This window comes from uncultured Parabacteroides sp. (assembly GCF_947855115.1).
Classification (GTDB): Bacteria; Bacteroidota; Bacteroidia; order Bacteroidales; family Tannerellaceae; genus Parabacteroides.
On record NZ_CANTZW010000006.1, the window covers coordinates 70,263 to 83,555 of the forward strand.

Here is a 13,293-nt window from a genome sequence, read left to right on the forward strand (position 1 = left end):
TGGCAAGGGCCCTATTTCACATATTTAGTCTTCAGCCAATATAAATACTATTCCTCACTGCAAACGACGGATACCTATAGCCTTGTTATATTGAGCTAAAGAAGCCTTTTGCTGATACCAAGTCTGGATCAAGCTACTGTAAGACTGAATCCACGACAATTGGGCAGAGAGTACATCCAAGATCGGTAACTTACCCTCGTTGTAGCTGAAGGTATTCAAATCAAGGTTCTCCTCGGCAATTTTACAAGCCTCTTCCGCGACAGTGATTTGTTTCGTATACTCGGTGAGGCTTGTCCATGCGTTCGCGACCTCTTGAGCGATCTTATCACGGGTATTATCCAAAGCATATTCCTTACTACGAAGGATGGCCTTCTGGGAACTTACCTCCTTGAAACGAGCTCCCCAATGGAACAAAGGTATCTTTAAGGAAGCGAAGACAGCCGGAGTCCACAACTGGTCCGAACCTTTCACGTTCAACATCGGCGTACCCCAAGTTCCTTGAAAACCAATCGCCAAAGACGGATTATATTTCGCTTTCGACAAATTGACCTGTCTCTTTTGATACTCTATGTTCAACTCGGAAATAGCGTAGTCCGGACGGTTCCGAAGAGCTACATCCTCTCCTACCTGCAACGGCAAGGCCAGATAAGTCGTAATGGAATCTTCCACCTCGATCGGGTTCAATGGAGACACACCCATCAATGAGTTCAGGTTCTGTAACGCGATCTGATATTCTTTATAAGCCGAGCTTTTATTCAATTCCGCTTCCTTCAAGCGAGACTCCACTTGCAATAAATCGGTCTTGCTGATCTGGCCGTCATTGAAACGGATCGTCAACACGTTCGCCAACTCCCCGACAATGTCTACATACTGGCACATCACATCGTACATACCTTTACGGGCGGCGGCTGTCCAATAGTTCAAATCGGCAGAATAAATGATATTATCCGTTGTCAATTCCTCCGCTTGCTCGGTGATCTTACCCTGTACCTGCGCAGCCTTATAGTTATTATAGATCTGCCCACCGGCATAAATAGGCTGGCTCACCGTAGCGCCTAGACTATATGTATTATGATCCATCTCCACGGACATGCCCGGTCCGAAATCCAAATCATATTTATTGATCCGATACTGATAACTACCGGAGAAGTCCACCGAAGGGAAGAAACCGGTCTTAGCGGCCTTGATCGCATGCTGCATAGCGATACGCTCCTCAGAGCTTTGCTTGATCTGACGGCTGTATTCAAGAACCCGTTCCTTATATTCCACAGCCGATAGCCGTGTGTCTTGCGCTTTAACGGACAAGGCACCCAACAATAAACAACCTATGATTATTTTATTTCTCATACCTTTTACTCTGATTTAATCTTAAAGAAAACACAATAGGTAACCGGAAGCACGAAAATCGTCAGGATCGTAGAAACGAACAGACCACCCATGATCGTAGCCGCCATACCGGCGAACATAGCGTCACCCAGCAACGGCAACATACCTAGGATCGTCGTACCGGAAGCCATCGTCACCGGAACGATACGGGTTTTCGTTGCCTCTATCACGGCATTCACCGGAGACAAGCCCGCGTTCAATTGTAAGCCGATCTCGTCCACCAGCACGATCGCGTTCTTGATATTCATTCCGATCAAGCCCAACAGACCCAGCATGGCAAAGAAATCAAGAGACTTACCGAACACCAGTAATCCCAATACCACACCAATGAAGATCAACGGCAGCATCGCCATGATTAATACCGGTTTCCGGTAATATTTCGGGAATAAGAATAACAAGGTGACATAAATCAAACCGAACATCAACGGGATATTAGCGGCGATCGCCTTATTCCCTTTGTCTTGCTCAGATTGCTCACCGAAATACGTCATCTTATACCCTTCCGGAACCTGAATCTTCTCTTGTACCTCCTTCCACAAATGACTGAAAGCAGCCATCGTATTGGCGCCACGCTTCGGTTCGCACTGCATAAGCATACACGGCTCACGGTTGAATCGTCTCACCACGTTAAACTCGTAATCCAACGAGAAATCATCGATCACCTGCTCCACTTTTACCGAACGGCCTTTAGCGCTATAAACCGGTAACGTCTTTATATCATTCAAGCTGATGGAGTCCTTATCCGCGTCTTTCAGCAAGATCGGCATAAACACGTCGCCCTCACGATACTCACCCAAAGGCACACCATTCGTAGCCGAACGCAAGGAATAAGCCACCTGCTGACGGGTAATACCCAGACGCAAACCTTTCTCTTGGGAATACAGCGGCTTCCACACCGGAACCTTGTTACCCCAGCTATTGCGAACCTCCATAACCTGATCATAATTCCGGGCGATCTCCTGTGCCCTTTGCGTCAAGGCAACCAACGTGTCTACGTTATCGCCGATAAAACCGATCTCGATCGCCGCATCCGGAACCGGAGACAAGGCGAACAAAGCCGAACGGGTCAAGATATTCGGATAATTAGCGACCATATAATCGTAGAACTTACCCTCTTCCGCTTGCGCATCCTCCGGATCCTGTGTCTCGATCAACACATTGGCGAAGTTGGGCTTCGGGCCGATAGAAGAACTAGCCAAGTAATAACGTACCGGCGAACCTCCCAAGGTAAACGAGTATGATTTGATATTCTCATTCTTGCTGAGATATTCCTCCTCTATCTTCTTCACGTTCGTCTCCACGTCGTAGATGCTATATCCTTCCGGGAAGATCAGATCCGCACGGAAATAAGGTTTACTCATGATCGGAAAGAAACTCTGCGGCATGATGCTCATCACGAACAAGGAAAGGAATAACGTAGCTACCACGGTAGAGATCGTAACATATCTACGCTTGATCAAGCGGCTCAATACCGACTCAAATTTATGATACAGCTTCGTGTCGTACGGGTCTTTATTCTCACCCGGTTTCGCCTCTTTCAAGATAAAATTACCGAAGGTAGTGGTTTGCGTCAAGGCCAAGACCCAGCTTAATCCCAAGGATACCGCCAATACGATAAACAACGGTTTCACGATCTCGGCCACGGATGCCGGTGCCAAGTACATCGGCAAGAAAGAACATACGGCGATAAAGGTAGCGCCCAACAACGCCCACTGCGGTTTCGTGGCACCATCGATCAACGCCTGATAACGGGAAAGCCCCCGCTTGATACCGACTTGGGCATTATCCGTCACCACGATCGCATTATCCACCAACATACCCATAGCGATAATAAAGGCCGCCAACGAGGTTCGGTTCAGGCCGACACCCCAGATCAACATGATCAATAAGGTACCACCTACCGAGAACAACAACGAGCTACCGACCAACATACCGGCACGGGACCCCATCACGATAAAGATAATCACGATAACGATCAACAACGACTCGATCAAGTTCAAAATAAAACCATTGTTCGCCTCATCTGCGATCTTGTTCTCCGGATAGATCGTTTTCAGGTCCATACCCACCGGGAACAGCTGCTCCATCTCCGCCAAATGATCCGCCACGGCGTTACCCACAGCAACCACGTCGTCTTTCGAACCGGTAGCGACACCGATACCAATCGCCCGCAATCCGTCCACACGCATCAGGTTCGAGGGAGGAGCCATGTAACCACGCTCCACCGTAGCGATATCTCCCAAACGAACCTCACCGCCACCTTTCGTCACGATCAATTGGTCCCGGATATCCTGTATATCCTTATACGTACCTTCCGCACGCAAACGTAATTGATAATTACCGGTATTGATATCCCCTGTATTCACCAACAAGTTCTGCGTCTGCATCACCTGCTGGATGGCGTTCGGATCGATACCTAGGTTCGCCAACTTCGGAATAGAGATTTTTACGTTGATAACTTGCGTCTGTTCTCCAAATAGATAGACCTTCTGTACACCCGGTACGGGAGATAGCTCCGTCTTGATCTTTTGCGCCCAATTACGCAGGTCGTCGTAAGTATATCCCTCATCGGCTGTCAAGGCATAATAAATACCGAACACGTCTCCAAAATCATCACTAACGGATATCGAGGAGGCGCCAGACGGAAGGCGGGGCTGTATATTCGCTACCTTACGACGCAACTCGTCCCACTTGACCGGCATATAGTCCGGAGACAAGGTAGGCTGCAACTCAATCGAAATCTTGGACATACCGAAATAAGACTCAGACTTGATCTGGAACACATCCGACATGGCCTGAATCTCCCGCTCGATCGGCTCGGTCACCAGCTTCTCCACCTCCTGAGGAGTCGCTCCCGGATATTGGGTAACCAAAACCGCTTGCTTGATTACGAAGGGAGAATCTTCCTTCTTCGGCAATTTAAAGAAAGAATAGATACCTCCTATCAGCATGACCGCTAGGAAAAAGTATATAATCTTCTGATTCTCTAAGGAATATTTTGGAATATTCATTGTTTATCTCTTAATCTGTTAATACTTTTACCTGTTGTCCATCCACCAAACGAGTGGCTCCGGCTGAGACAACCTGTTCGCCGGGTCGCAAGCCTGCCGTTACGATCACGCCATCCTTGCCGATCAGCATGGACTCGGTAATCTTGCGGCGCTCAACCTTCTGAGATTGCTTGTTATAGACAAACACATACTTATCGCTAGTGGCATCGTCTGCCACAATAGCGGCCAGAGGAACCAATACGGCGCCTTGAGCGACACTCTCGCTATCCACATTCAAGATTACACGGCAAGAGAAACCTACGGCTACCTTATATTTCTCTAAATTAAAGTTGGGATCGTCGATATACAGATATACGGGAACACCGGAGCCATCGGGAGAGGCTTCCACGTATTCTTTCACCTTCGCCTTGAAGCGAACGCCCTTGTAATTATCGAATTCCACATAAACAGAATAAGGAGAAGAGAAGTAATCGATATTACTCTCCGGCATCGTAAATACGACCTGTAACTTATTCGGGTTGATCAAACAAACAATTCCTTGTCCGGCCTGTACCTTCTGGTAATTCTCCACATATTTCTTCTGGATAAATCCATCGAACGGCGCACGAAGCTTTGTCTGGTTCAATGTATTTTGCGCATACTCGAAAGCCGCCTTGGCATTTGAGTAAGAGGCTTCCGTAGACTCATACTCTTGCTTGGAGATGGCTTGCTTGGACAATAACTTCTTCGCACGTTGCAATTGCGCCTCAGCGGTCTGGAAAGATGCTTTCTTCGCCTCATATTCCCATTTAAAATCCAGCGGATCGATCTCGGCCACAATCTGTCCCGTACGGACTTTCTGACCTTCATCCACGTTTAACGAGATCAGCGGACCGGACATCTTAAACGCCAAATCACTGAATTGATCGGGCGATACCACTCCACTGAACGATTTCTCAACCACGTTCAGCGAAGTAACGTCTGCCAACTTAACGGGACGAGGACCTTGCTCCTTAACGGGTGGTTGACTACAGGAAACCAATGCTGCCAAAACAAACACAGGGATTAATTTTCCTTTCATAATAACTTGCTTTTTTATTTAATTATGATTCCACTCTCTTCACTGTAAATATAAAACATTCTCATCCGGAGATTGTTGGGCATAACGTGCCTTAAAAAGACCAACTACGATCATTCACGTATGCTTCCACGGGATTTTCTATCGAATCGGGCAAAGAAAAGAAAAAGTCAATCCCTGTGACCTTCTCTACACTATCGATGGGGATCATCATTGATTTTAACGAGGTTTTTCCATAATCTTTATTATCAAACAGAAAACCGACCCCTTCCGGTTTACCGTTCGCTATCGTACAAATTACCTTGTAAAAGGTCTTAGGGATTCCTACCCTGTTCTTTCCTAACCGTCGGAGATCATCCGTGATCACCGGGCCGGTCACGATCAGCAATGAGCCATTCTCTTTCGCCCACAAACGAGCCTGTTCTTCCAGATCTTTCCAGATACCCCGGTTCAAACCCGGTTTTTGCGGACAGATATTACTTAGATAGAATGACTCCCGCATGGCTTTGGCAGACCATTTCATATCGCCGGCAGGTGCCATATGCCCCCGATCATAGCCGGAACGGGTATAATCTTCGTTCGTGGCGGTAGCTCCTTTCACCATGGGGTCTGAGACAAACTTATTAGACCGCCTGCTTTTCTTGCTTGTCGCCTCTTTGGAAGTCAACTCATAGGCTACCCAGTTAGCGATCCTATAATCGGAATTATAAGATACGGTATAGCCTTCGTGCTTTATAATTTGTTCTTTTTGTTTATTCTTCAGTCTAGGAATCTCGGTTCCCTCTTGAAAAGTATAAGTGGAGGCTTCTTTCTTTGGCTTTGTCGCTCGCCCGGCTTTCTTGCCCGATGTACCGGAGTTATCCTTACCTGGAGCTTTCGGGCGAACCACAGACTCGGTCCGTTCCTGTTTCTTCTTTGCGGGCCGTGTCTCGGATACCGGATAAAACCAGTTATAAATGAATAATACGCCGATAAAGCAAACCACTACCGCAAACGCACCCAAAAACATCATCTTCACGGAAGAGACGAATGATGATGTCCGTTTCTTCTTACCTTTCCGGGGTCGAGCTTTACCTTTCTTTTTTGCCATACCTAAGATTTTCCGTTCTTTATCTTTCGTACCGGATGCAAAAGTAGATAAATCCAGTATGCTATACAACACTATTTTTGGATAGTATTGGTTTAGATTACTATAAAAGACGGCTTAATTTAATACGGTTCCTTTATTCGGTATTTCTACATTCTAGCCACTAATCAAACTCTCATTATCGTCCGAGCGTTGGGCCGTATTCTTTCGTACGTGTTCCCTGCTTATATTGGCATAGCAATAAGTACAGAAATGACGACAAGTGTCGTACATACCGATATCCTTACTTATCATACAACCACAGGCTTTCCGCTGGCCTTTGTCTTTTAGGTTCTTACGCTTGTCCGGCAGGGTGGGAAACATTCCGAAAAGATCTGGCTCTGGTAACCGGCCTGTTCGAAGGTAATAAACCAACTCGTAATCCTCCCGAAATACTCGTTCCATCAAATCATTATCAATACATCGATTATGCTCAATACCATATGCGCTAAGATCGATCGTTTCCGCACACGTGGCAAAGTTGATACTCCAACCACTCTCGGCCCATGCCTTGCGTAGTTTTACCAGTCCCTCCACCATCTTTTGACGCTGCCAGGTATTCATTTCGGCGGTCTCTACGTTCTCGTCCGTAAAACAGCCCGTTTCTCTTACCAGATTATTCCACACTTTGCGATAAGCCTTCACATCCACGAAGCTAAACACTAATTTATCGGTATGTCCTTTCAATCTGTCGCCAATCTTCCGGATACGATCGAGAAGGATATGCGGGGTAACGGACGGAGTGATAATAAGCGGATCGAAACGCCAGATCACCCGTTCTTTTCCTATCATTTCCGACAGCTTACAGAAAGTCTCCAATCGCTGTTCCACGCTAGGGACATTCGGCTCAAAGCCTTCATTCACATAATCGTTCAACGTGAATTGAAAGTAATAATGGATGCCCCGCTCATCTAGCTCATGCAGATAAGGTAATATCGGCCCCGGGTTCTTCGTCCAGAACACGACCACCTTACACTTTCCGAACGATACGTACATCTTCTGCCGATTAAACGGATTATACCAAACGCAATATCCTTTCGCCAAACGGTTAAAGAACCACTTGGCATAAAAGGCCGGAATATCTGTCGCCCTGCTAGCAGAAATGACGATCGGAGCTATCGCTTCTACTTGCTCACCGGAATCGGTGGTTATTGCTAATTTATCAAAAGAGGATCTCATATTACACCTATATGTGTCGCTTACATCCGCACCAACCAGAATAGCTTGGGCACGAAGGAAACCTTGTAAATATAGTCAATCCTCAACATTTCAACTTCTTTTTTCAGGGATATTCACAAAAACAATTACACTTCATTATACGGCTCTCCCAACCAATTAAGAGTATCATCTAATTATAAAATACAAGATTGAATAACACCGTTAAAAAACACGTACATGAATTTTCAAAAACACGTACGACTTTCTTTGAAAACACGTACAAGTTTTTCTACAAACATAATAGCGTATTAAATATACTGATTAATAGGACTATTCGGTAGGATAACGGAGCATTGGGTTCGATGCCTGGCAGAAAGAAATTCCGTGACACCCGAAGGTCCTGGTACTTTCAAACTCCATTTGAGCGTAGTGAAAGATAAAGAGAAACTACAATACCTTAGTAGTGCCCCTTCCTCTATCGTCGGGGGCACCGCTAAGGTGAATGTCTGCCGGAAAACAATCTCTAATCCACCTGATGATGCCCTGAGGCGAAAAACTCTCGGGTTCCATTCGGTCTTATCAGTTCGGCAGAGGTGCCTTCCGGGATTCGGAGATCGAATTTCATTCGCTTGCCTTTTTTCTTGATGCTTACTTGGATGGTTCCAAATTGAGTCTCTAAGCTGGCCGAAGCTTCCGATAACGAACCCAGTTGAGGCGCGATCTTAAAGGTACGGAAACCGGGAGAGGTCGGTTCGATACCACAGACCTTCTGACTCAATAAAGTTAGCGGGCCACCACTCCAAGCATGATTGATCGTGCCGCCACCGAAGCCTTCGGCTCCAATGCCCCATCCCTCGAACAAGGTCGTGTATTCGGCATAATCCAGCATACGGGTGTAACGCTGCTTCATCCGCTCTAAGGCAAACTCCGGCTCGCCCATCTGGAAAAGGGCTTCCAGGACATACTTCTCCATATAAGGGCTGGCGTGATACTCCTCTTTAAGAACCTTTGTCATTGCCGGATATTTATCCTTCGAGGCTAACCCGGAAACGACTGCCATGGCTTGGGAACGATCGTCCGTCTCTCCTTTATAGCCGGGAGAGCGATAAGCGGAACCTGTCCAGAACTTCGTGTCGAAACAACGTTCTATGCTACGCATCATCCGGGAGATCTCATCGGCATCCTTATCCTTACCTAGTTGCAAGGCGAAAGCTCGCTCCGCTTTCAAGGCCAGATAATACCAACAATTGGTCAAGACACCCATATCGACATGCTCTCCCCAATCACCCCAGCTCCAATCACCTTGACGCTCGATCGCCAAGCCGCTCGTATCGACTTGCCAAACCTCATGCAAATAACGGTGCATCCGATCGTAAATCACAGGGACGAAACTACTGTCGGCACTATAATAATATTGCGTATAAAAACCGTACCAACCGATAGAAGCCAACATCTGCAAAGGAAGTTCCTTATCCCAATTACCCGCCGGAACCGGAGAGTAGAGCGTTCCGTCCTCCCGCTGCCAGTTCATTAATTCATGAATGCCTTTTAAGGCTAGTTTCTGTCCGGAAGGAGAAAGGGCATAGAAAGCTTCGCCTAACTCATTCACCTCGTCACCCCACCACTGGGCACGTTCACGGTCCGGACAGTCCATATAATTGTCTCGCATCGTTATGTATAAGGTACGGGCAGAACGTTTCCAAAGCTCGTTATAGAACGGGTCATCACAGTGGAAAGAGCCGGCAAGGTCGGCGTTGTAACCGGTCTCACGGTATTTCACATCCAACACTTTCACGCCCTCGGGGATGATATAGCAGACCTCATGGCCGTTCATCCAGCCATAGCTTTCGTATTCCTGCTCGCCCTCACAGGTAATATATTCGGCACGTACATTGCGCTCGCTTCCTCCCTCGTAATTATCCATCCGGATATGGATGGTCTTCCCGGCCTCTGCCTCCACTTTTAGATACGGAGTAATCTGGGCGTTATAAGGCAGGCGACAGAATAGGGTATCGCCTTTCAAGGATTTCCGGACAGATACATAGGATAACAGGCCGCTGTTTTTCCATTGGGGTATCGGACGTTCCACCAAATCCCCGAAAGGAGCTTTCTCTGTCTTACCGATGCAGACCGCTCCCGGAAGGGAACCTTCGAAACTTGTACGGTTCCAGTTCTTTATCGCTTGACGGGCATCGAAACGGATATTACTTTCCGGCATACGGTAATTCGGGAAAGGGGCTTCGGTATTCTGATAAGCCTCATACAAGGCACACTGCCAACTTGCGTCGGAGACGATCTCCAGCCCCGGAGCAATCGCCTCAAACAACAAGGCGGCTTTCCCGCTGTTGATATGGCTGAAACCATCTTTCCCGAAATGCCAGAGCAAAATGGCGATGGTGTTCGAGCCTTTTGTCAGGTAAGGGGCGATATCTACCGGATCGTAATAAGTCCCGGAAGGAGAAGGTCCTCTTTTCAAACCGCCCTCGAAGACAACCAATTGGTCGTTGATCCAAAGCCAATACTTGGAATCGGCGGCGATACGGGCGATAAGCTGATCCGGAACATCCGTCACGCCGAATGATTTACGGTAGATCAGCCAAGTGTTCGTAGCGCTTTGGCAACGCTCGGTATTAATCCATTGGGCTTTCCACGGGAAGGATTCGGGATGGGAAGGAGCTGTCGCCTTTATCCAGCCGAAAGGCAAGAGGAACGAAAAGATGGCGATGAGTAGCTTATTCATAAAACTAATCTTTAAAGTTCAACAGTTTATAATGGTTTGGTTGTAGAGACGGGGCGTGCCCCGTCTCATCCCCTCTAAATGGAAACTTAAAGATACTATCAGACGGTGGGAGACGGGGCACGCCCCGTCTCTACAACTAAGTATATTAAGCGGGATATGTGAATGTGTGCGTACCGGTGGATACGGTCTCGGTTTGGTCACCTACCACGATATCGGCGGAACAATCGGCCGGGATCGTCACGGTAAGCGTAACCTTGTCCCCTTCCCGTTTCCATTCGCTGGCGATACGGCCACGTACGGAATGATACTCACCTTTCGCCCAATCCAGCTCTTTCACGAAATGAGGCGTGATACGGATATGGTGGAAGCCCGGGGCAGAGGCATCGTAATTGATTCCCGCCAATTGGTTCATCATCCAAGCGGAGACATCTCCCATAAAGACATGGTTCAAGGAAGCGTCATTGAATTTAGGGCTGAGTGTCCATGTCTCCGGTAAGGTAGAATATCCCATCGTCTCCACCCAATACCCCCATGAAGGCGCTTCCGTCTTCGTGATCATCTTCATGGCATCCTCGATATAGCCGTATTTCGTAAGCATGGCCGGAACGGTCTTACTGCCTAATAAACCAAAATCCAAGAAATGGTTATTTCCCGCGACCACCTCACGTAGCTTGTCCGCTACGAGTTGTTCCTTGCCTTCCGGTACAAGTCCCAGATACAGGGCCAAGGCTTGTGCCGTCTGGGTTCCTTCGGCATAAACACCGGTCTCGGCATTGAAGAATTTCTGGTTGATCAAGGATTTGAGCGTATTCGCTTTGTCTTGATAAGGAGCGGCATCCTTACCCAGCAAAGAGGCGAAGCGAGCCATCAACTTATAATCCAGATAATAGTAGGCGGTAGAGGTATATTCATTATTCGTCGTAGCTTTCCAATATACCCAGTCGCCCAAGCCAAAAGGCAGGTAACCGTCTTTCTCCTTCGTCTTCAAGTAGTCCAGATACCGTTGCATGGTAGGATACAAGCGCTCTATGCTACGAGAGTCGCCATAATAATCATACAAAGCGTTCGGGATGACGAACATGACAGCGTCCCAAACCGGGCCCGGCCACTCGCCATATCCCCAACCGCTGGAAGGAATGATACCGGAGATCTCACCCGCCTCACGCTGGTTGTCGATAATATCATTCATCCATTTCTCATAAAGCGTGATACCATCGAAGCCCAGTAAACCGAGGTCGATCGCGATATGGGCATCGGCGGTCCAACCATTCTTCTCTCGTTGCGGGCAATCGGTCGGGATACTGTGCAGGTTGCTGCGGTAAGCCAGCATCGTAGCCTCCCAAATCTTGTTCAACAGCGGATGGGAGCAAGCGAAAGAGCCTGCCGGACGGACATCGGTGTGCATAAACAAGCCGGTCAGGTTCTCCTCCGTCAAGGAAACGGGACGGCTACTCTCCACCTCCACATATTGAAAACCATGATAGGAGAAGGAAGGCATAAAGATCTCCTCCTCTCCCGTACCTTTTAGGGTAAAGACATCCATCTGGAATACCTCGTCCGGCTTGACCGGATGATAATATACATTGATATTGCCTTGCTCCAAACGACCGTCTTTCTTCAACAACTCGCCATGCTTAAGCGTAATACGGGTTCCCGCCTCGCCTTTCACCTTCAAGCGGCAAAGGCCGGACATGTTCTTAGGGAAAGAATATACATATAACTGATCGGAAAAACGTTTCATCGACACGGGTCTCACCTCTTCCGTGATGCGGATTCCAGGCATTTGCTGAGCTACCAACAGAGGTGCCGGAGCCTCCGTTGGAAGTACCGATTCCCATTTACTGTCATCGAAGCCAGCGGTTTTCCAGCCGGCCTCTCCCAGACGGGCATCGAATTTATCGCCGCTATAGAGGTTGTTATAGGTATAAGCACCCGTAGAAGTCTTCCAAGTCTCGTCCGAGCCAATCACCTCTGTCGTACCATCCGTATAGGTAATACGCAACTCGCATAGTAAGCGGGGACGATCCCGCCAACGTGCCTCATGGAAATTCCAGACCGCCACGGACTGCTCATTATACCAGCCGTTTCCCAGAACAGCGGCCACGGCGTTATCGCCTTGCTTCAGCAAAGAGGTAACATCATGCGTCACGTACAAGATGCGTTTATCGAAATGCGTATACCCCGGGTCCAGATAATTCGTTCCGACCCGCTCGCCATTGATAAATAGCTCGTGATACCCGGCAGATGCCACGTACACACGGGCATCCTTCACGTCCTTGCTTACCGGGAAAGATTTACGGAACAGAGGGGCAGGCTCGAACTCCTTATCCTTATGATCGGTAATCCAAGAGGCGGACCAATCCGAGGGATCGAACTTAGCGGTCTCGAAAGAAGCCGTCTCCGAGGTAGCGCACGGATGTCCCTCACCATCCCATACCGTAACATTCCAGTAATAACGGGTATGAGGTTTCAGAGCCATTCCTTCCGCATAGGGCCGCAGATCATCCGGACTCGTACCGATCCGTATCTCATAGCGGGAAGCCTTAAAGCCTTCCTCATTTCCGGAATATTCCCATGTAAAGCGAGGAGACGAGGTATCCAAGCCGATAGGCTCCGTAAGGTATTCCGTACGAAGATTCGTAGGTATCGTTAATTCATTATTGCTTTTACAGCCGCCTAATAAGAGGGCGGCGAAAGCGTAGATGCAGATTGTTTGTTTCATATATTCTATAAATTATACACATTCAATATATCCAGTTGTAGAGACGGGGCGTGCCCCGTCTCATCCCATCAAAATAGTAATTTAGAATACTAT

Annotated in this window: 7 protein-coding genes; all 7 read right to left on the bottom strand. The window is 47.9% G+C overall.

Going from position 1 to position 13,293, the window contains the following annotated elements; genetic code table 11:
• Positions 1-54: 54 nt before the first annotated feature.
• A complete protein-coding gene (locus Q0110_RS06100) occupies positions 55-1,347 on the bottom strand; it encodes a TolC family protein (protein ID WP_297904234.1) in 1,293 nt (430 codons plus the stop codon).
• Between the two features lie 5 nt (positions 1,348-1,352).
• A complete protein-coding gene (locus Q0110_RS06105) occupies positions 1,353-4,397 on the bottom strand; it encodes an efflux RND transporter permease subunit (RefSeq protein WP_297904237.1) in 3,045 nt (1,014 codons plus the stop codon).
• Positions 4,398-4,407: 10 nt separating this feature from the next.
• The gene (locus Q0110_RS06110) at positions 4,408-5,457 is read right to left on the bottom strand and encodes an efflux RND transporter periplasmic adaptor subunit (RefSeq protein ID WP_297904240.1); all 1,050 of its coding nucleotides are present in this window, start codon (positions 5,455-5,457) and stop codon (positions 4,408-4,410) included.
• Positions 5,458-5,548: 91 nt separating this feature from the next.
• On the bottom strand, positions 5,549-6,544 hold the full coding sequence (locus Q0110_RS06115) for a DNA/RNA non-specific endonuclease (RefSeq protein WP_297904242.1): 996 nt from the start codon (positions 6,542-6,544) through the stop codon (positions 5,549-5,551).
• Between the two features lie 153 nt (positions 6,545-6,697).
• Positions 6,698-7,759 carry a DUF1848 domain-containing protein gene (locus Q0110_RS06120; protein ID WP_297904245.1) on the bottom strand — a complete coding sequence of 354 codons (1,062 nt, stop codon included), beginning with the start codon at positions 7,757-7,759 and terminating at the stop codon, positions 6,698-6,700.
• 502 nt (positions 7,760-8,261) lie between these two features.
• Positions 8,262-10,478, bottom strand: coding sequence for an alpha-L-rhamnosidase C-terminal domain-containing protein (locus Q0110_RS06125; protein WP_297904247.1), 2,217 nt, complete (start codon positions 10,476-10,478; stop codon positions 8,262-8,264).
• 145 nt (positions 10,479-10,623) lie between these two features.
• Positions 10,624-13,200: a family 78 glycoside hydrolase catalytic domain gene (locus tag Q0110_RS06130; RefSeq protein WP_297904249.1), complete on the bottom strand. Its 2,577-nt coding sequence runs from the start codon at positions 13,198-13,200 to the stop codon at positions 10,624-10,626.
• Positions 13,201-13,293: the final 93 nt, after the last annotated feature.